The 21,436-nt window shown below is 53.9% G+C and carries 15 protein-coding genes; 9 read left to right on the top strand and 6 right to left on the bottom strand.

Annotated features, from left to right (window positions below):
• The first annotated feature begins 5 nt into the window (after positions 1-5).
• Complete coding sequence (locus tag GEOB_RS19680) at positions 6-236, top strand: YkgJ family cysteine cluster protein (RefSeq protein WP_012645916.1); 231 nt, start codon at positions 6-8, stop codon at positions 234-236.
• A 7-nt stretch (positions 237-243) separates the two neighbouring features.
• Here GEOB_RS19680 and GEOB_RS04105 read toward each other — a convergent pair whose 3' ends face one another.
• Positions 244-966: a UDP-2,3-diacylglucosamine diphosphatase gene (locus GEOB_RS04105; RefSeq protein ID WP_012645915.1), complete on the bottom strand. Its 723-nt coding sequence runs from the start codon at positions 964-966 to the stop codon at positions 244-246.
• A gap of 87 nt (positions 967-1,053) precedes the next feature.
• On the opposite strand from GEOB_RS04105, the gene GEOB_RS04100 reads away from it, so the two are divergent.
• The 8 genes from GEOB_RS04100 (at position 1,054) to plsY (ending at position 8,241) form a co-directional block, all read left to right on the top strand.
• Positions 1,054-1,491 carry a UPF0158 family protein gene (locus GEOB_RS04100; RefSeq protein ID WP_012645914.1) on the top strand — a complete coding sequence of 146 codons (438 nt, stop codon included), beginning with the start codon at positions 1,054-1,056 and terminating at the stop codon, positions 1,489-1,491.
• A 24-nt stretch (positions 1,492-1,515) separates the two neighbouring features.
• Positions 1,516-2,562: an AI-2E family transporter gene (locus GEOB_RS04095; protein WP_012645913.1), complete on the top strand. Its 1,047-nt coding sequence runs from the start codon at positions 1,516-1,518 to the stop codon at positions 2,560-2,562.
• Positions 2,563-2,566: 4 nt separating this feature from the next.
• Complete coding sequence (locus GEOB_RS04090; RefSeq protein WP_012645912.1) at positions 2,567-3,610, top strand: AI-2E family transporter; 1,044 nt, start codon at positions 2,567-2,569, stop codon at positions 3,608-3,610.
• Positions 3,607-5,997, top strand: coding sequence for a heavy metal translocating P-type ATPase (locus GEOB_RS04085; protein ID WP_012645911.1), 2,391 nt, complete (start codon positions 3,607-3,609; stop codon positions 5,995-5,997). Before GEOB_RS04090 ends, GEOB_RS04085 begins: the two co-directional genes overlap by 4 nt.
• A 19-nt stretch (positions 5,998-6,016) precedes the next feature.
• On the top strand, positions 6,017-6,643 hold the full coding sequence (locus tag GEOB_RS04080; protein ID WP_012645910.1) for a LysE family translocator: 627 nt from the start codon (positions 6,017-6,019) through the stop codon (positions 6,641-6,643).
• Positions 6,640-7,152, top strand: a complete 513-nt coding sequence (locus tag GEOB_RS04075) for a rhodanese-like domain-containing protein (protein WP_012645909.1) — start codon at positions 6,640-6,642, stop codon at positions 7,150-7,152. Before GEOB_RS04080 ends, GEOB_RS04075 begins: the two co-directional genes overlap by 4 nt.
• Positions 7,149-7,586 (top strand): MauE/DoxX family redox-associated membrane protein, encoded by a 438-nt coding sequence (locus GEOB_RS04070; RefSeq protein WP_012645908.1) that lies wholly within the window; start codon positions 7,149-7,151, stop codon positions 7,584-7,586. The genes GEOB_RS04075 and GEOB_RS04070 overlap by 4 nt, the downstream gene beginning before the upstream one ends.
• A gap of 70 nt (positions 7,587-7,656) precedes the next feature.
• Positions 7,657-8,241, top strand: coding sequence for a glycerol-3-phosphate 1-O-acyltransferase PlsY (gene plsY / locus GEOB_RS04065; RefSeq protein ID WP_012645907.1), 585 nt, complete (start codon positions 7,657-7,659; stop codon positions 8,239-8,241).
• Between the two features lie 20 nt (positions 8,242-8,261).
• Here plsY and GEOB_RS04060 read toward each other — a convergent pair whose 3' ends face one another.
• From GEOB_RS04060 to GEOB_RS04040, 5 genes are all read right to left on the bottom strand, one after another.
• Positions 8,262-9,275 (bottom strand): PilZ-like domain-containing protein, encoded by a 1,014-nt coding sequence (locus GEOB_RS04060; RefSeq protein WP_012645906.1) that lies wholly within the window; start codon positions 9,273-9,275, stop codon positions 8,262-8,264.
• Positions 9,276-9,425: 150 nt separating this feature from the next.
• On the bottom strand, positions 9,426-17,447 hold the full coding sequence (locus GEOB_RS20080) for a CARDB domain-containing protein (RefSeq protein WP_012645905.1): 8,022 nt from the start codon (positions 17,445-17,447) through the stop codon (positions 9,426-9,428).
• Between the two features lie 56 nt (positions 17,448-17,503).
• On the bottom strand, positions 17,504-17,992 hold the full coding sequence (locus GEOB_RS20075) for a hypothetical protein (protein ID WP_154650450.1): 489 nt from the start codon (positions 17,990-17,992) through the stop codon (positions 17,504-17,506).
• A gap of 322 nt (positions 17,993-18,314) precedes the next feature.
• The gene (locus GEOB_RS04045; RefSeq protein WP_041267058.1) at positions 18,315-18,857 is read right to left on the bottom strand and encodes a hypothetical protein; all 543 of its coding nucleotides are present in this window, start codon (positions 18,855-18,857) and stop codon (positions 18,315-18,317) included.
• 48 nt (positions 18,858-18,905) lie between these two features.
• A complete protein-coding gene (locus GEOB_RS04040; RefSeq protein ID WP_012645902.1) occupies positions 18,906-21,371 on the bottom strand; it encodes a transglutaminase-like domain-containing protein in 2,466 nt (821 codons plus the stop codon).
• Positions 21,372-21,436: the final 65 nt, after the last annotated feature.

The raw sequence follows: 21,436 nt of genomic DNA, 5'->3' as shown, positions 1-21,436 counted from the left end.
AATCAGTGGAATGTTCAAGATGCGGTACTTGCTGTGTTGCGCCTGACATAAGCTCGTTGAAAAAACCGTTGGCCACCCGCTGTATCCACCTCGATACCGACCAGCGCTGCAGCCGCTATGAGACTCGTCCTGTAGTGTGCCGCAGCTACCGCTCCGATGATATCTGCCGGTTGATAGATGCTCCCGACCTGGAAGAACGGGTAAAAAATTATCTGAGGCTGTTCGGTCTTGCTTGAAGGGACTTCAACTGAAGACCCTCAGGGACAGGTGGCCATCCACCAATTCGGCATAGGAATACTGGTTGATCCAGTCCCCCAGGGAGAGGAGAATCCTGTCATCATCCGAACCGGATCTCTCAATAAACGGCATATGAAAATGGCCGCATATGACGGTATCGCAGCCCCGCTTGAACTGGTGACGGGCAAAGCGCCTGATGATCGCTGGATAATCCCATCTCAAACTGCGACTGCCATGCTTCCTGCTGCTTTGCCGCGACATGCGTTCGGCAATGAAGGAAGTGAGTGCAACAGGCGCCAGGGGAATCATTAATTTGCTGACGTGGCTGTGTAATACAGCTCGGAGCAGAGTGTAGCCATAGTCCCGGTGGTTGATCTGATCGCCATGGCAGAGAAAAACCCTCTTCCCGTCAATGTTGACGATAGCGGGTCCGGGATGGACCTCTGCCTGCAGTGTTTCGGTAAAATACGTGCCCATGTGAAAGTCATGATTCCCCTCGAAGTAGACGATGCGCGTCCCAAGCTGCGCCAGCCGGAGCAACTGCTCCAGCACCGGCTGATAATGGGGAAAAACGGTATGTGGGCTGCCGATCCAGAATTCGAAGAGGTCGCCAAGAATGTAAAGGGTTTCGGTATTACCCTCAAGGGTTGAAAGGAAACGAAGCAGCATCCGATAGTTGTCGTCGGCTTCGTTTCTCAGGTGGGCATCGGCAATGAATATTCTGCGCATGCCGGCACTATATATGAAGAAAGGCCTGCGGTAAAGGGTAAGGTTCCATTGCCATGCCGGATACCGGACCGTCTTCGAGGAGTCCAGATGGGCGTTATGCGGGATATGGAAATCGTTTGGGATGATCTGCTCGATGCATTTGAAAATCCCGACCCTGAAATGATCTACTTCCTGGACCGGCAGACCGGAGAAGTGTTCTATGTCCCTGCCGACTACGAGGACGACGCATTCTGGGATGAAATCGACGCAGACCAGGAGCGCTACCTGACCATCCCCTACTTCGATTATGATCAGGAAAGGCAGCTGCTCCACGAATTCATCAAGGGCGTGGCCAACGAAAAGCTGAAAACGGTTCTCAACAGGGCGTTCATCGGCAAGAGCCCATACGGCCGCCTTGACGAGATCCTTTCCTTTTACCCCGAAGAACTGGAACGGCTGGCCTCGATCAAGGAACAATTACTGGCGACCAGGGTCGGGCAATGGCTTGAAGAACACGACATATACCCGTCCGCAGAGCCTCTGTAAAAAAGGTCGCCATTGAAGGAACCCATGTCTCCACAACGGTCAGTTTCCAGCAGAGCAGTAACAGCCATCCTGATAACCGCGGCCATCGTTGCCGCAGGATATGCCCTTCGCCACACAGTTTCCTGCTTTCTCCTCTCCTTTATCATCGCCTATCTGCTCGATCCGGCGGTAGTTGCCCTGGAGCGAAGACGAATACCCCGCACCTACGGCATCATCATCCTATACCTGACGCTCGCCCTCATTTCCGTCTTCTGCATCATCTATATTCTCCCATTTACCACTCTTGCCTGGGAATCACTGCTCAGGGATCTACCCGGTTATGTGCAGAAGGGGAAGGACCTGATCCTTGGTGGCAAGGGTGAACTACAACCTGCTTTCGGCAATGAGGAATGGCTCTGGCTAATGGACACCATCTGGACCAACATGGACAAGCTCTATGAAAAGCTCAGCGCCGGGGTCTACGCTGCCGCAGCCAATGTGGTTTTCAATCTGTTCAACCTGATCCTTTCGCCGATCCTGGTCTTTTTCATGCTCTATTACAAGCATCAGATCATCGACGAATGTGTCAGCTGGCTCCCTGCTGAGCGTAGCGAAACCATACGCGCCATCGGCCGGGAAATTAATGCCAGTGTCGGCGGCTATATCAGAGGCCAGCTGATAGTCTCGGTCATCGTCGCCGTCCTTTCCACCATCGCCCTCTTTCTGCTCGGTATCGACTATGCCATTCTGAACGGCATCTTTGCCGGCCTCGCCTCAATCCTGCCGTTCATCGGTGTGATACTGGCCACCCTGCCCCCCCTCTTTTTCGCCTATGTGGAATTTCAGAGCGGGGTTGTGCTCATCAAAGTTGCGGCATCGTTTGCCGTCATCTACTTTCTGGAAGGTTACGTGGTCAAGCCGCTGGTGTTCCAGGAATCCATGGATCTGAACCCGCTTCTTACCATCATTGTCGTCATGGCCTTTGGCGAACTGCTCGGTTTCTGGGGAATCATCCTCGCCATCCCTCTAGCCGCCGCCTTCAAGATCGTTTCCGCACAAATCCGCCGCGACAGCTTTGCCAGGGAACCGTGATGCCATGAGGGAGACGCCGGAAAGAAAAAGTTTTCTGTCGCATGTTCTCGTGGCGTCGCTGGCACTGCTGCTTCTTTCAGGGTATTTCATTCATCATACCCTATCCGCCCTGCTCACCTCGCTGGTACTCGCTTATCTGCTAAACCCGCTCCTCAAATACCTGGAGCTAAAAGGACTCGGCAGACTACCGGCACTTGGCATCATCTATGTGGCTCTGGCAGCCATTCTGACCGTCTCGTCCTTCATTCTGGCCCCCTATCTTGGCCATCAGCTGCAGACGCTCAAGGATACCATCCCGTACTACGTGCTGAACCTGAAGGGCGAGCTGACTCAGTGGCAGTTTCAGCTGTCCCCTTACTACAGCGGTGAAGAAGGCATCTGGCTTCTGCAAAGGGGCAAGGAATCCTTTGACCGGATGACACAGGCGCTTTCCGGCCTGGGTTACAACCGCCTCACCGCCATATTTTACGGCATTTTCAATCTGATCCTGGCCCCGATCCTGATTTTCTTCATGCTGCTTTACAAGCAGATGTGCAAGGACATGGTCAAAAGGTTGATTCCGCTGGGGCACCGTCGGCAGATGATTGACCTGGGCAGGAGGATCAATAGCTCCCTGGAGCGTTTCATCATCGGCATGGCCATTGACTGCACCCTGGTTGCAATCCTCACCGCCTTTGCCCTATGGATGCTGGACATCCAGTTCGCAGTGCTCAACGGGCTTTTAGCCGGCTTTGCCTCCGTTGTGCCCATTTTGGGCGTGACTATTGCCGTTATCCCCCCGTTGCTCATCGGCTATGCCCAGACCGGAGACATTTCCGTCATCGCCAAGGTCTGCCTGCTCTACTTCATCATCAACGTCATTATCGAAGGTAACCTGATCAAGCCGCTGGTCATGAGGCACACCCTGCGTCTCAATCCCCTGGTCGTAATTTTCGCCGTTATGGCCATGGGGGAACTGATGGGATTCTGGGGTATCGTGCTGGCCATACCGCTGGCGGCGGTAGTGAAAATCTGCGCCGGCGAATTCAGGAACAGGGGGACACCATGACCAAAAGCAGGTTCAGGATAACCGGCATGTCCTGTGTCAATTGCGCTGCCAGGATAGAAAAAGGGATCAATGAAACGGCTGGAGTGGACAGCGCCTCCGTCAATTTCCCGCTGGAAGAACTGACCGTAGAGCATGACCCGAAACAACTTTCTGCGGACGCCATCACGGCAAAAGTCAAGGAACTGGGCTACACTGCCCGGCCGCTCGGCGCTGCCGGAGAACTTCGCTTCGGCGTCAGGGGCCTCCATTGCGCCTCCTGTGTCGCCACACTGGAGAAGAAACTCCTCTCCCTTGCCGGCATTTCCCACGCCACGGTCAACCTGGCCCAGCAATCAGCCTGGGTCAAATACGATCCGGGGATGCTGGTACGTGCCGATATTTACAATCAGGTACGAGAGGCCGGTTACGAACCAGTGGAAGAAGAGGATGCATCGGCAGAGCAGCAGAAGGACCTGACCCGGCAGCGGAACCTGTTCATCTTCAGCCTGCTCGCTTCCCTGCCGATCATGTTCACCATGACCTGGCACCACAATCCGCTGATCGGCTGGATGAACCTGGTGCTGGCCAGTGCGGTGCAGTTTACCGCCGGCCTTACCTTTTACTCAGGCGCCTTTCATGCCCTGAAGAATAAAAGCGCCAATATGGATGTGCTGGTGGCGCTCGGCACCTCCGCTGCCTACTTCTATTCCCTGTTCGCCTTTTTCGGCGCCTTCGGCGCCCATGGTGAAATATTCTTCGAAACCTCGGCCATGCTCATCGCCTTCATCCGCCTGGGCAAATACCTGGAAGCACGGGCGCGGGGCAAGGCGGGAGAAGCTTTGAAGAAACTGCTCCGCCTCCAGGCCGATAAGGCAAGGCTGTTGGTCGATGGAGAGGAGCGCGAGGTGGCTGCCTCCACCATCCGGGTAGGAGACACGCTGCTGGTTCGTCCGGGCGAAACGATAGCCGTAGATGGCGTGGTGGTGGCAGGTCAATCGAGCGTCGATGAATCAATGGTCAGCGGCGAATCGCTACCGGTGGAAAAGAGCCCGGGCCAACCGGTCACCGGCGCCACCGTCAACGGTCGCGGTCCCCTTACCATCAAAGCCACACGGGTCGGCGAAGACACCCTCCTTGCCCAGATCGTCCGAATGGTCCAGGAGGCCCAGGCCGACAAAGCCCCAATCCAGAGATTTGCCGACCGCATCTCTGCCGTTTTCGTGCCGGTGGTGCTGGTTCTGGCCCTTCTCACCTTCCTCGGCTGGTACCTTTTCACCGACGAAGCTTTCCTCTTCGCCTTCAAACTGGCCATCACCGTCGTCGTCATTGCCTGCCCCTGCGCCATGGGACTTGCCACGCCAACCGCGATCATGGTCGGCAGCGGTGTCGGGCTCAACCGGTGCATCCTCATCAAGCGCGGCTCGGTCCTGGAAAATATTTCCCGAATCCAGGCACTGCTCCTGGACAAGACCGGTACCCTGACCCGCGGCAAACCCGAACTCACCGATCTTGTCCCCGCCCCCGCCGTCAATGAAGACAGGCTGCTGGAGCACCTGATGGCAGCCGAATCCCTCTCCACCCACCCACTGGCACAGGCGGCCATGGAATACGGCAAGGCAAGGGGGATCGCGCCTCAAGTTGTAACAGACTACCAGGAGCGGGGTGGTTTCGGTATCTCCTGCATCTATAAGGGATCAAGGCTGCTGGCAGGAAATGAACGACTTGTGGCAGAAGGGGCAATAGCCACGGAATTACTGGACAACGCTGCCGCACAGCTGGCGGCTGAGGGGAAATCGTTGATCTTTGTGGCGCTTGGAGACCGGCTGATCGGTGTCGCCGCCTTTGCCGATCGCCTCAAGGAAACTTCCACCACTGCCGTCAGGGAACTGAAACAGATGGGAATCGCCACTTTCATGATTACCGGCGACCACCGGGACGTGGCCGCTGCCGTCTCCCGTCTGGCCGGCGTCGACGGTTTCGAGGCAGAGGTCCTCCCCGACCGGAAACAGCAGGTGGTCAAGGAATATCAGGCAAAAGGTCTCTATGTGGGAATGGTAGGGGACGGCATCAACGACGCCCCGGCCCTGGCCCAGGCCGATATAGGCATCGCGATTGGCGGCGGCACCGACGTTGCCAAGGAGACCGGCGATGTCATCCTGGTCAGGGACGACCTGCTGGATGTGGTTCGCGCCATAAAACTGGGCAGGGGGACGCTGGCCAAGGTGAAACAGAATCTTTTCTGGGCGCTGTTTTACAATGTGCTGGGAATACCCGTTGCCGCCGGCCTGCTTTACTACCCGTTGCACATCACCCTGAAACCGGAATTTGCCGGTCTGGCCATGGCCTTCTCCTCGGTGTCCGTTGTCACTAACTCGATCCTGCTGAAAAGGATCAACCACAAGCTATGATTGGCGAAAAGGCACTTACATGACGAATATCTTCCTGTTTCTCACGGCATCCATACTGCTCACCCTAGCTCCAGGCCCCGATAACATCTATATCCTCACCAGGGGCATAGCACAGGGGAGGAATGCCGCACTGGCCGCAGCTTTCGGCTTCACCACCGGGCTCATCGGCCATACCATGGTGGTGGCTTTCGGCCTGGCAGCAGTAATCCGCTCTTCCGACCTCCTCTTCGGCGTGATCAAGTTTGCCGGGGCCGGCTATCTGCTTTACCTGGGATACCGCACCCTGCGCAACCGGGAACCGCTCATTGTCAGCGACACCACTGATCAGTCTAGCGGCCTGCGCCGGGTGTACTGCCAGAGCGTCCTCGCCAATCTGCTCAACCCGAAGGTCTCCCTGTTCTTTCTTTCATTCCTGCCCCAGTTCATTCAACCGACGCTGGGGCATGGGGAACTCCAGGCACTGGCCCTGGGAGGCCTGTTCATGCTGGAGACGCTGGTCATCTTCTGCCTGATCGCACTCTGCTCCGGGAATCTCGGCAAATGGCTGAGGAAGCGGCCTGCGGTTAGCCGCCACCTGAACAGTGCCGCCGGAGTCACTTTTATCGGTATCGGCCTCAGTCTGGCCTTTTCGGAGCGCAACGCATGATCCACATCAAAGAGAAAATTCAGCTTTTCGGTGAGATGGCCATCATCTTCATCCTGGCTTCAACCATCGGCATCACCTGGAATCACCAGCTTCTCCGGGACATGCTGGCAGGAAAGCCTGTGCAAAGTACAGGGACAAGCGAAACATCACCTCAGCCAACAGCGGCCACCACCCCGCTTCCCTTGGGGCTGCAGCAGACAAAGGAGCTGTATGACCGACGGGAAGCGACCCTTGTCGATGCCAGAGACAAGACTGACTTCGCCGCCGGCCACATCAAGGGGGCACTGTCGCTGCCCCTGGGGGACTTCGACGCGAGTCTGTCCCGTTTCAAGGGTGAGGTAAAACCCGATGCCACCCTGATCGTATACTGCAACGGCTTTGACTGCCATGACAGCATGGACCTGGGCAACAGGCTGATCAAAGCCGGTTATGGAAATGTCTATGTCTTTCTCGGAGGATTTCCCGAATGGAAGGACGCAGGCTACGCTGTCGAAGGGGGTAAACCATGAACCTGATGGGCAGACATATGGTAAGTATCATACGTGTTGCGCTCGGCACCGTCTTCGTCTATGCGGGCGCACTCAAGGCTGACGACATCGTCGCCTTTGCCGGCAATATCGCCGCCTATCAACTGCTTCCCTACTGGGCAAACTATTTGGCAGCAGCCATTCTCCCCTGGCTGGAGATCTGCTGCGGGCTGCTGCTCATCATCGGCTGGCGGCTCAGGGCCGCGTCGGCACTGGTCATCCTCCTCAACGTCGTCTTCATCATCGCCCTGTCAGCGGCTCTGGTCAGGGGGCTTGATATCGACTGCGGCTGCTTCAAGCAAGGCGGAGGGGATAAAACATCCGCCTGGCAGGCACTGCTGCGGGATGTGGTTTTATTGGCGGCGGCAATCGTCGTTTATTTAAAAGCCAAACCGGAACGGCAGCGTCCTGCATGACCCCACCCCTTGCACCATTCGGAGAAATCAGCTAGAATGCGCAGTCCTCATTAAACCCAGGAGTTTATACGTGACCAGCGAAATAGTGCTCATCATAGGCGCCTATCTTTTAGGATCGATCCCTACAGGGCTGCTTCTTGCCAAGGCAGTCGGCGTCGACATCCGTACGACCGGCAGCGGCAACATCGGCGCTACAAACGTGTACCGTACCCTTGGCCGCAGAGTCGGCATCATGACCCTCATCGGCGATTGCCTGAAAGGGCTTATCCCGGTGCTCATCGCCCGCCATCTGCAGCTTCCGGAGATTTGGGTCGCGGCAACAGGTCTGGCCGCATTTCTTGGTCATGTCTACACCGTTTTCCTCCGCTTCAAGGGAGGAAAAGGGGTCGCCACCGCCCTCGGCGTCTTCATCGGCATATCCCCCCTTTCAGTACTTGCAGCCCTGGCCATCTTCGTCTTTACCCTGATCAAATGGCGTTACGTCTCCCTTGCCTCCATCACGGCCGCAGCCGCCATACCTTTTCTTGTCGCCCTTATTGAAAAAAAAGGGCTGCTTATCACCATGTCAGTGATAATAGCAGCCCTGGTTGTCTTTAAACACCGAGAAAACATCCGGCGGTTGAGAAGCGGCACGGAAAACGTCTTCAAACGATAGCCCCTACCAGTTCCCCATCATTATTCCTTCCGATACTTCTTGAGGGACTTTTCATAGATGGTCTTGATTTCGTTGGTATTGCCCCGCTCTCGGTAAGCCAGGAGCAGCTTGCCGATCCACAGGCATACTGCAACCACTAACAGCACATAAAGGGCGCGCAGCAAGATCCGCTCCCAGTCCACGCCTTGTCGTTTTTCTGCCTTATCGTATGGAGACTGAAACGGGCGATTCTCGCTCATTTCCCTCAGCCGGATCAGCTGCATCTGGGAAATGTAGCGGAAGACATCATCCCGGTCCCGCTCCTCCAACCGAATGAACTTAAAACCGGTACGATAATAGACCGTGCTGTTTTCGGACGTTTCTACGGGATCAAGCACATAGGCGACCTCGGCCACTGTGTGAATGGTACGTGGCGGTGACAGCGGCAGGTACAGCTCCATGTGCAGAAGGCTTTCCGGTTTCAGCCTTTTGTCCAGCTTAAACCCCATCCCCCCTCCGCCAAGGACGATCGGAATGTTGCTGCTGTCGTGCCAGACGTGTGGTGGGTGGTTGGCCTGGTGTTCCGCCTGTCGGGCAGCTACGGAAAAATCATCATAGCCTTGCAGCTTCATCAGCTCCAGTTGACGCCAATTCTGCCACTCCGCCTCAACCTCTTCGCGAAGACGCAGATCCGGGTCAGTAAAGCGAAAATTGAAGGTACACTCCAAACGGAAAAACTGCCGCCGCTCCTTCAGGGTCAACAACCCGAACAGTCTGATGCGCAGGTTCCGCTCCCCCTGACGTTCGGTGACGATGCTGGTGCAGGTATAAATCTGCTGATCTATGCGGACGCTGGCGTCAAGGATGGAACTGACATTGACCTTGACATTGGCGGGGAGATAGTCGCGGGAGAGCTGAACAAGGATGGTGTCTTCCTGGTAGTCCTTGATAATGGCCCAGTCACGGAAAATGTCGCCGCTTGGCTGCGGGATACCGATCTCGATGCGCAAACCCTTGTGAAAGAAGGGCTGATATTCGGGGAATTTCTGGTTCATGCCTTGCTTATCGGCAGTTCGAAGGCAAAATTCAGTGATTTGTCTTTATACAACGGATTAGGAGGCAGAAAAAATCTGTTGCTAAAAATAGAGGGGTGGCTGCAGCCGAACTAGCTGCAGCCACCCCATATTCATAGTTTTGATTACCTTCTACTGCATAACCCTGATCAGATCGACCCCTTCGAAGACCACAGAGCCGACCTTGCCGGTCACGTGCACCGGAACCCTGTCACCGCTCGGCAGCAGGTTAATCACCTCGCTCCGCCTGAACTTCACCATCAGATCTTTGATGCCGTCCTTGTCGCAATCGCCGACGGCGTAGGGACGAAGCTCTGCCGATATTGCCCCTTCAAGCCTGATGGATGCAATGTCGATGTCTGAAGGATTGTAGCCCTCCGGCAGTTCGATGCGCACGGTGACCCAGGTGCCGTTGCTCTTGGGATTGAGGGTATCGGGGTCGAAGTCGATGGTGGCGCCTATGCTTGTCACCGGCAAATGCACGGTGAAGCTCGCCATATGGGACCAGGCACCGTAGAGGGCACCGTCGAATGCCCTGGCACGCCACTGGTACGCGGTGTTGTCGGTAAGGGGCGTGGTCAGGGTAACGGAGGTGAGCCCCGAGGCGTCTTGGGGGATGCCTGTGACTGTCGCTGCCAGTGTCGGGCCCGCATAGATCTCGAAATCGTAGCTCTGTATGGAACTGTCCGGATCTGCGGCATTGGCAATGGTCAGGGTCGGCGTCGGCGTTGAAACACTGCTCCCTTCGGCAGGCAAGGCCGGTTTAGGTGCGCCGGGTGCATCGTTGGCGGTGTTGACCATGAAGCTCATCGTTTGAGTCCATTTATCGCTGGTGAGGTAACCATCGAAGGCGCGCGCCCGCCAGTAGTAGGTCTGGTTCTCCGCCAGTGTCGCCGGAACAGTCCAACTGGTGACTGCGGCTGTCTCAATGACACCGGCTGCCCGGCTGACGAGGCTGGTCAAGGCGGCATCGGCATAGACCTCAAACTCGTAGGTCAGTGGATCGTGGTCAAGGTCGGCGGCATTGTGCACCGACAAGGTCGGGCTGTATTGATTCACCCCTGCCCCATCGGAGGGATTGGCCGGTGTGGGAGTCGTGGGTGGATCGTTGACGGTATTGGCAAAGAAGCTGATGGTTTCCGACCAGGTGCTTTCCGCTGCCCCGTCACTTGCCTTGACGCGAAGGTAATAACGGGTGTTGTCCGAAAGACCGCTCAGATTCCAGGTGGTGCTCCCCTCCCCTGCCGTTAAACTGCCGGAGCGGATAATGTTCGGCGAATCGAAGGTGGATACCGTATCCGCTTCGAAGTAATAGGTAATGACAGACGAGTCGGGATCGGTGCTGTTGGCGATCGCCACATGGGTTGTCAAAGCGGCCACAGTCGAGCCGTTGAGGGGTGCCGTGATGACCGGTGTCGTCGGGGCATCGTTGGCGGTGTTGACCTGGAAGCGCACCGTTTGCGACCAGGGTCCTTCCATCTGCCAGTCATCGGCTTGGGCTCGCCAATGGTACCAGCCGTTCTCCTGGAGGGTCACAGGTACGGCCCAGGAGGTGGTCGCTTCTCCGGAAGCAACGCTGGGGGTTGAGGCTATGATGTTGGTGAACTCGGGATCCAGTGCGACGGCGAAGTTGTAGGTGAGGCTCGTGCTGTCGGGGTCGGAAGAATTGTTGATGGTCAGCGTTGGACCGAAGACGGCCACGGCGGCACCATCGGCAGGGGCCGCTATGGTCGGTGCCGTGGGCGGATCGTTGGCAATGTTGACCCGGAAGGATGCGGTAGTCATCCATGGTCCATACAGTTTGCCGTCATAGGCCCTGGCCCGCCAGTAGTAGGTCTGGTTTTCGGTGAGTGGCACGGACGTTGACCAAGCGGTTATGCCGTTCCCTTCCTGGACAGAGGCCGAGGAAGTAACGAGGCTGGACAGACCACCGTCGGCATAAACCTCGAACTGATACGTCTCCTTGTCATCATTGGGATCGGCGGCATTGTTCACCGACAGCTGCGGTGTAAAGGTTGCCACATCGGAACCCTCTGCAGGTCCGGCAAGGGCGGGGGCTGATGGTGCGCCTTCGACACGGAAATAGGTACCCCCGATTGTTTCTTCTAAGCCATTGATGGTACCACGAAGAATGACGAGGTAATCCTTGGCAGAGAGGCTGGCGGTATCGATCTGGCCGGTGAAGGCATAGGAAGCCCCCATCGTCAAGGCGGTCTCATAGGACAGGGTATTGTAGACATTCTGGTTGGCAGTATGGACGGTAAGCACTTTTACGGTAACCGTTGCCAGGTCGGTATTGCCCTTGTTGGTCAGGTTGCCAGTGATAGTAATTTGCTCGCCCGCCATGACGCTCTGTTTGTCCACTGTCACTTGCCCGGCAAGAGCAGCCGAAGGGGTTGGTCCGGTGATAGTGACCGCCTGTGATGCACTGGCAATGACAACACCCAGTGAGTCCTTCACCTCCGTCACTACCGGGTAGCTTCCCGGTGCCAACGTTGCAGTGTTCCAGTAGTTCCTGATCTCGATCCGCTGTCCGTTTGCAAGGGAGAATATGGCCTTGGTAGTAGAGAAAAGGGTCTGGCCGGTGCCGTCGAGGATGCTGGTAGTAGCGGTGGCATCACTGAAGATGTAGTTGGGGCTGTTGCCGGTTACGGTGGTGACGATAGCCACCGGTTCTTTTGCGCTATAAGAGGTTTTGTCCACGGTGACGCTGATGTCAGCAGTTTTGACCGGAGCGATGGTGATCGGTGCCGATGCTTTGGCAATGTTACTACCGCTTTCCTTGATGCGGACGGTGAGGGTATAGGGACCGGCATAGGTGGCCCCGGTGTTCCAGGGTATGGGAACAGTCTGGCCGGCGCCAGCGCCAAGGGAAACGGTGCTTTCCGGCAGGGTGGCTGCCGGGGCACCTTTTTCATCGAGCACCTGCAGGTCATAAACGACAGTACGGGCCGAGCCGCCCTGCTCGGCAAGGGTGAGGGTAGTGTAGACCGGCTCGTTGGCACTGTAGTTGGTCTTGTCGGTGGTAATTCCTGCGGAAATCCAAGCCGGAGTAATGGTTATTGCGCGAGCTGCCTGATTATTGGTTTCCTCGGACTCACTGATGATGTTTTCCGGATCTATGTGCAGATAAAAGGTATGGCTGCCCGCTTGGCCGATGGTATCCACAGTGAAGGAGACACCAGCGCCCCCCCCGTTGGCCATGGATTGTGGGATAACCGTTTCGCCCCGTTTGACGCCACCTGCAGTGGGGTTGCCGTCGTAAAGGGCAATAATAACGTTGCCGGCCTGGCTGCCCCGGTTGTGGACGGTGGCATTTATGGTCACCGTGTCTCCTTCACGGGGCGATGCAGGAGCAATGACCATGTCTTCGGCTGCTATCTGCAAATCGGGTTTATCGGCCGGACCAACCATCACGTCTCTGATTGCGGTGTTACTCCCTTCGTTGGATTCGTTGATCGTCCCGGTTGGATCAACTACCGCATATAGATAATTGGCTCCCTTGGCGCCTAGGGTGTTCCAGTTTATTGTCAGAGTTGCAGCGCCCCCTGCAGCGATGGAAGGAATGGTCCTCTCGCCGACCATCGTGCCGCCCGAGGCAGGATTGCCGTTATAGAGGCGCAGCAGGATGTTTTCAGCGAGGAGAGTACCGCTGTTTCTAACGGTAACCCAAATATCGGTCAGACTCCCCTCATAGATAGCAGAATGCGTTACCACATCCTCAGCGGCTATACTCAGGTCGGGCTGGCCATTGGTGACGTAGGTAGCCATAAAGGCGGTGTTATTGGCCTTGTCGCATTCGGCTACCGTGTTGTCAGGGTCGGCAGCGACGTAAATGGTGTGGTTTCTCTCCCTGGGTGCGTTCCAGACAATGGACATGTCTTCGAAATCGCCCGGGTTGAGGGTTTTGGTGGTAATGGCGGTGCCGATCAGCGCGCCGCCATTGGCCGGGTCGCCGTCGTAGAAGGAGGTTTTGACTCCAGGATCGATGGCTTTGGCGCCGCCGTTGCCAATGCGGGCGGTGATGGTAACGGATGATGGGTAGTTGCCCATGTCGGTGCGGATGAAGGATGCTGAGAGGTCGGCAGCGACATAGGGATTACCAGTTGAAGTGCCGACAGGTACCTGGTAACGGTAGTTATTGTTCAGCAACCAACTTGGCGCCTCGTATTGCGGAATCGAGCCGTCGATATTGATGTTGGTAACGTGGTAGCTGGCCTGATTCCAGATGCGGCGGGTGTTTACCCAATCGTTGTTCTTGGCACCGTAGACACGGATGTTGCCGGACATAGTCCCGTAGCCATTATTACCAGTTATGACAGCCTCAGCATGACCGTCTCCATTGACGTCAGCAATGATGACACTTTGTGAAGGGTAGTACGAATAGAAGCCGGTCGTCTCCTTATAACGTAGCGTCCCATCCTTCCCATCAAATATCATGAAGTTGGAGTTATCACTAAAAAGTACTTCGGGACGACCATCTCCATCCAGATCAAAAACCGCCGGCGCAACTGCGGATGAGCTGCCACTAAGAGGATAAGATATTGTCGTCTTAACACGACCATCACGATCCAGAATAAAGTACTTATTCAAACCACTGATGCCAATCTCAGCTTTCCCGTCGCCATCTAAATCAGCAATAACGGGGTGGCCTCCATGTCCAGAATAGGATGTTTCTTCGAGTTGCCTGATAACCACTGGTCCCCATTTTATCTTGCCATCATGCTCCAGGAGGTAAAGGGCTGTTCCGGGCGACCCGTTTACATTCAGGAGTACAATCTCGGGATAAGGGTCATCATCAAAATTGCCAATGGAGGTCAGCCCGTCAGGTAAAGACGCATTATACCACTTGGTTGTACAATCGCTGTTAAAGGCGTTGTTTCCGGCGATGATTTCCTGTTTTCCATCCATATCCAAATCGGCCACTGAATTTGAGTATCCAAAGCCGGTGGTCCACCCGAGACCGCTGCTCTGGCGATAATCCGGCGCACAGCGAACACTGCCGTCCCAATTTATGACCGTTCGTGCGTCTATAATCTCAGCGTGCCCATCGTTATCAATATCAGACAGCACCGGTAGGTCATGGTTACCTCCATAGGGGATATTCAAACGATTCGCTTGATACCATGAAGTTACTTGTGCTGCATTATTCCACTTAAAGGTCCCATCGTTTTCAAGAGCGGTCAGGTTCGTCAACCCCCCATTATTATAGTAGGTAGTAAATACTATTTCTGGCTTCCAATCACCGTCGATGTCACCGACTATCGGGTAACTATCTTCGCTTGTTGTCTGGCCTTGCACGTATCTACCAAAGATCAGTGCACCTGTCTGGCCGTCGAACGCCCAGAGTTTCCCTTCATTAGTCTGGTAATCGCCATACCTCGTATTGACCAAAACTACGGGTCTATCGTTATCATCGATCCTGCCATCACCATTGTCGTCGGTAAGGCTAATTACGACTGGCGTCGAAAGAAGCCTGCCAAACATGGAATCATTTGCCCTTTCCCATTTCCACTTCAAAACTGGCTCAATCGGACTAGCCGGCCTAGCCTCGCAAGCCGATCCCTTACGAATAGTGTTGTTATCCTCATCCTGTTCGAAGACAACCTCCTCACTATCCACCTCGGCATAGATAGGAGCATCGCGGAAGGTGAGCGATCCGTCGAGCATTACGTTGACAATGCCAACCATGTTGGGATTCATTGATGCGGTATAGTCCCAGTTACCGAGGGCAACGTCGGTTCCTTCCGTATAGACGCCATCACCATCCTTGTCTTCAAATACGGTAATGCGGAAAGTCGTGTTGACCTTGTCATCGCCCTTGTTCTGGAATCTGACCTTGGCTAAACCGGAGATGTGGAGACTCTGGGGGTCGATGGTCACTGCAGAGAAATCGAACTCCAGGGGAACCAGATCGGGTCCGGCGGCTTCGGCGGAGGTTTTGACGAGGAGCGAACGGATAGCCAAGTTGTTATCTTCGGACAACTCAGTCACTGTATTTTCAGGGTCGCAGACGGCATGGAAGCGGTAGGTACCTCTGGCTGCAGTGAAGGGATAGGTAATGGTCTGGCTGGCATCTCCTGCCAGGTCGATAACGGGGAAGGTCTTCAGAAGTGTGCCGCCGTTGCTCGGATCGCCGTTGTAGAGGTTGACGTTGAACGGCCCGGTGGCCTTGATGCCCCGGTTCTGAATGGTTACTTTCACACTGGCAGGATCGCCATCCATGGGATGTTCGGGTTCGATGGCGATGTCCGAAGCGGAGATCTCGATGTCCACCATGTCGGCCATCACAGTCAGCGACTGGCTGTTGTTGGTTTCGTCCCGCTCCGAAACGGCATTGGCCCTGTCCAGGTAGGCATGCAGGGTGTGGCTGCCTGCCGTCACCTGCCACGGCACGCTAACCGTCCGGGTTTCACCTGTGCTCAGAGTGACGATGGATTTATGCAGGAGAGTGCCGCCAGTAGCCGGATCACCATCAAAAAGTTCTAGATCGGCAGTGGTGGTCTCAGCGCCCATATTTCGGGCAAGCAAAGTAACCGTGACCGTCTCGCCGGCGTGAGGACGTGCCGGGTTAACCTGTACACCGTTCATGGGGATGCTGAGGTCGAAGAAGCTGCCTGCTGTCGCACTGACGGTTATGGTCTTACTGCTGCTGTTGTTGGCGGTGATCAGCTCGTTTACCACGTGCTGCGGGTCTACAACAAGATAGAGAGTACGGCTTCCTTCGGCGGCAAAGCTGAAAGTAACGGTACCGGTTCCCCATTCGCCTCCGGCAACGCCTGGAAGTTTGAAGGAGCCGAGCTTTACACCGCCACTATTGGGATCGCCGTCATAGAGGTCGGCAGTGAACGCACCGGCAGCACTCTCGCCCAGATTGGCAATGGCAGCAGTCAGGGTGATGGTATCCCCCGGTTTGGGATAGGCCGGGGAAATGGTCAGATTCTCTGGAAGTACGGCAAGGTCCGGCGGCGTCTTGGCCCAGATACGGGCAGTGGCACTGTTGTTGGCCTTGCTGGTCTCATCAATAGCATTGGCCGGATCGACAACTACCGACAGGACATGTTCACCGGCCGGATCGATCGCAGATATGGCAAACACGGCCTGTGCTGTGCCACCGGGACCGACCGCGGCAATTGTCTGTTCACTGACCACGGTGCCGTTATCGAGAAGACGCAGGACAACATTGGCGGCTCCTTCCAGTCCGGTGTTATGGACGGTAGCGGTAACGGTGACGTTTTGCCCAACCGTAGAGGCCGAGGGAGACACAACAATGTCGGTGGCAGCAATGGCAAGCTCAGGTTTTACCAGCGCCAACGCCCGAATGGCCAGGGCTGTGGAATATGGGTCGTCATTCCAGGAGCCGTTGGCGGACTGGGTGCTGTTAAGATAGTTGACAGCATTCTGCAAAGGCACCAATTCGCCTTGGCCGCATTCCATGATAGCAATGAACGCAAGGGCGGATTCATAGACAGTTGATCCACCGGCGCCGAAACCGCCGTCAGCGTTCTGGTTGGAAAGGAGGTAGGAAACTGCACTTGCCAGTTGGGCATCAGCGATGTAAACGCCTTTGAACAGGGCAAGGGTGGAGAGGACACGAGCTGTATCTTCAGCATTACTGTCGTTACCTTTGATAAACCCCCAGCCGCCGTCGGGATTTTGAGTGGAGAGGAGGTGATTGATGACTTTGAAAATAAGGGGCTGGTCGGAGTAATCTACATGTTTCAGTGCCTTAAGGGCAGAGGCGGTATCGAGATTATTGAGATCATATTCGGCATCACCACCCCAGGCGTTCCTATTGATGTCCAGAACAGAGATAAGGGTCTGCAGGCTGCTGTCGGTGGTTTTCAAGGCACCAAGCCGTTCGGCAATGGCATTTACGCCTTGAGGACTTTGAGCCTGCAACCAGGATGAACCGCTTACATAGGAGCCTGAGCTGGTCTGATTCAACAGCCTGAAAGTTTGTAGGACTGAAACAGTTGAAGCTGTGGTCTCTACCTCAGATGTGCCGGTGGTCCAGGTGCCATCGGGGCTTTGGGATGAGATGAGGTAGTTGATACCGTTGGAGACCGCAGGCAGTTGTGCACAAAGAGGCGTAACTACTATAAATGCAATGAGGAAAGCAGCAAGAAAAATAGAGAAGCCTTTATTTGACACATACCCTCCTTATTTCACGAATAACATTGAACAAATTATTGAAGCTGAGTTGAGGTTTAAGTAAATAATGCCTCTTTGACCCCGCTAACCATTATAAAACGTTTAGAATGAGCGTCCCACTTCATGTGGTGACCGCTCCAGCTCTGGTACTCATATCTCTTTTTCAATAACTCGTCGATCTTCCTGGCGATTTCAAAGCCCTTGATTATTCTCTTCTTAAATCGGTGCCCAAACCAAACACCGCCGACAATCGTCAGACAAATAAATTGTTTATTTATCAAAAGATTTGCGCGGAAATCCTTTACCCCCGCAAGTGAAGAAACGATAATCGCATCGAGTTCGGGAATCCCTGTCTCCAGAGGTTGTTGATCTTTATCTTCGATAGAAATCGAAACTTCTTTCTCAGTCCCGGTATTTACATAAAAAACAAAACCCACACGGTCAGTATTATCAAGTAATTCGTCAGACAATTTAGAATTAAGCCCCAGACCGGGTAGTAACCAAAATGCCCCCTCTAGCTTTGCGATTACATATACATTCTGCATCCGGCCTCTGAGGATAGATCTGAAACCGCTTGCGATCTTCGTAATTAGCATTGGTATCTGCTTTGAAAGTGAGACATTGTAATGCCGAGATAAGCAAACGAAATCGGATCTAGTAAGTACAGTTTTTAGCCATATTATCTTACAGGACGCATAGAAGCCTAACGGCCACAGTAAAATCTTTAAGTAGCCTGGCCCGAGTACTTGATTGTCAATTATTATGTGGATGACATTGATACAAATTGCACCAATTACCAAATTATAACTAAAAAAGTATAGACCCCATAAAACAGCCATAGGGTAAAGGCCAAAATTATATTTATAACTAAATATACTCATAACTGCTCCGTATTGAACTAAGTAAATATCTTCTTGATGGGATGAAAGATTGACGTTCGAGACCTTTTAACATTGCCACATATTTATCCAGCATTTCCATTGAAAAAAAGCCTATCTCTAGAGCAAGTATAGTTCCAGCAAAAGGCCCACCTGCTTCAATAGAAGCACCCATAGCTAGCGTTGTTAGCCAGCTTAAAGAGAGAGTGAAAGTAAAAAGCCAAATTTTATTCTCTGGTCTTACAATGTCTTCCCAGTTTTTAAATACCTGTATTACTGCTGCCACTATTGCAGCTTTGGAGGCCACATACCCCCCAAACCTCGCAACAATTTCAGCATCGGTTGCTTTCGCCACCCAAGTTAGCATTCCTTCTTTTGTAGCAGCAAGTATACCGAGGATGTCGTCAGCATGGTTCCTACAATAGTCACCGGCACCTCCCCCTCCAGCCAAAGTAAGATAATTGGAATAGCCAAGAAAACTCGCAACAGAACCACAGGCTTCACTTCCACCCAAAAGGCCGCCAGAGATCATGTAGGCACCTGCGCCGGTATTTGGATCAAGAATGATGTAACCATCCCCTTACCACTGGTAGTACTGGACACTTTTCTCCGGAATAATGACCACTTTGCCAGCAGCGACGGAGTCCCTGATGTTGTCGAGAGTGTCAGGTGATGTCTTGAGTTTTGGTAGGATGGATGAAATATTCGACGAATTAATACTATATATCGGAATTCCGGCTTCATTCGCCAATGACAGGGCTTTCACAGTTGAAATAGCCCTCCCTTCTGGATCGAGAATGTCAAAAACCCCATGCTCTAGCGTGGATGATAAAAACCCCGAGGAAAGGGTGAAGCCGATTTCGCTTGAAGTAACGCCATCCAAAGATTTCCGAACATTAATGTTTCTTTTCACATCCAGTTGAAGGCCAGGACTTCTCATACTACAGGGAATGCCATACACATATTTAACAATTGGATTTATCATCACTGCCATCTCGGCCGGAAGATGGCTATAAGCAACCCTCCTTACAGCGAGATTTTTGTTAAATGTATCAAGCGACATCCAGTAAGCAAGTGCATGAATATTAAGGACTTCTCCGACAAGATCATCAAGGGATACATCCTCTTTTCCTAATTGATTTGTGGCCGCCTGCATCAGTTGCTTACGTTTTTCAAGCTGGTCAATTGTTATCTTCTGCAGATTGAGCCCAATCGTGACAAAAGCAGAAGCAACATGCGGATGTATTACAGTGTCGTCAGAAATGTTAGGGCTGCTGAATGTAAGCCGGAGGAATTGCGAGGCAGCCATAGGAACGCTTTTCGCTGACCACACGGGTATCCCGTTGATCAAAATAACAGGCTTAAGATTGACTAGGTATGGCGGAGCAGAATAATACCCATAATGTGCTATAACCTCAGCATCTTCCTCTGCAGCCGGTAAGTAGTTTAATGATATTCTCTTCCCGGCCAATTCAGGCAGGCTCATAGTCAGTGCGATTGGTGTTTCATCCAATCCGCTTGTTGTAACATTGAAACTCAGTTTATGGCGGAAGCTGTCTGGCATGACTGAAAAGCTGCCACCCTTGACGGCAGTCTTGTACGGCAGGGTGCCGAGAAGGTAGGAATATTCCTTTTTGATGATCTCTTTCTTACCCAGGACATCACCAACTGTGGCGTTGGGGTAATTCTGCTGGATGTAATTCTGAACCCTGGTCTGGTAGTCCTGCATTGTTTGCTGAGTAAGGACCGAATCGACACCGGTGACGTAACCGGCTGCTTCGTTTACCGTTGCGGTGGATTGTATCTGCGTCAGGAACGCTTGAACATCGAAAGGGACTGCAGTTTTGATGTCTATCCCCTGGCTATAGTTGTATTGCTTGAATGACGGGTCAAGGGGAATCCAGGTATCCCCTTTGCCGTTGATGTGCTTTGCACCGCGAGAAGGCCTGTAATCGATCCATGCCTCAACCCATACATGTTCAAACCGTGCCTTTTCCACCTTCCCCGCTGCGGTTAAAGCTGTTGTCGGTATGCCGCCGCTGGACATGAAATCAAGCGCTGCCATGGGGTCGGAAAAGCCCCCTGCCCAGTTCATAATTTTTTCGATAGGCAGTTCCACGGTGCCGGTGACATAACGTGCATGAATCCCGGCTGTCCGCAGCAAAGCGATAAGCAGAGATGAAGTATCGAAGGCATTCCCCTGTTTTGTCTGCATGGTCATCTGGGCACCCTGAATGGAGCCCCAGGTGGGGACGAATTCGATGTTGTTCCTCACCCACTCATAGATCTTCACCGGGTTATTCCCCAACTCCAGCGCCTTGGCCCTGATCTCCGGGGTCAGTTGCACCTCGATGGTCTCGGCAAGGTCGTCGGGTGTTAACAGCCCGGCCGTAGAGCCTGCGGATGCCAGCATAATTCGCATCTGGTTCTTCCAGGCATGTTTGTCCTTCTTCAGGTCCTTCTCGAACTCTTCCTTTTTCATGCGCGGTTCGCGCTTGATAACCTTGGGTTGACGATGGGGGAGATTGTTGGGGTCGAGTTTTTGATGGCGGGATGGGGCTTTTGTTTTTTCCAGGTGCCGGCGGGCTTTTTCCATGCCTGCTTCGGCTTCGGCCTTGTCCTTGGCTTTCTCTATGATATCGAGATTGCCCTTCAGTTCTGCCAAATTGTCATCGTAATGTTTGACGAACTTACGGTGCCGCTCCAGGATCTCCGGGGGAAGCTTGGCATCTTTCAGCTTCTTTTCCGTCTCGGCGAACTGCTTGCGCACTTCCACGTCAAGGGCTTCGATCTCCGCCTTCTTCTTCCGCAGGCGCCATTTTTTGGTCTGCAGGTCTTCCTTCTTATCACCTAGGATCTCTTCAACTTCCTCGGTTTCCTTGGCAAAGCGCTCTTCGGCTCCCTCAGGCTTCTTTTCCACCTGCTGCGCCTTGGCCTTCTTCGCCTCTATCTGGGCGGCATTGGCGATGCTGAAGACGCCCCCTGATGTCCAGGTGAAAAAGCAGAGAACAACTGCAGATATCTGTCGTGCGTATTTGCGGAACATCTTTCCCCTCCATAAAAAACATTCAAAAACATCAAACCTTGAATTGGACGCGGAAACTGCGGATC

The organism is Geotalea daltonii FRC-32, from assembly GCF_000022265.1.
Classification (GTDB): domain Bacteria; phylum Desulfobacterota; class Desulfuromonadia; order Geobacterales; family Geobacteraceae; genus Geotalea; species Geotalea daltonii.
This window is presented reverse-complemented; position numbering and strand designations above follow the sequence as displayed.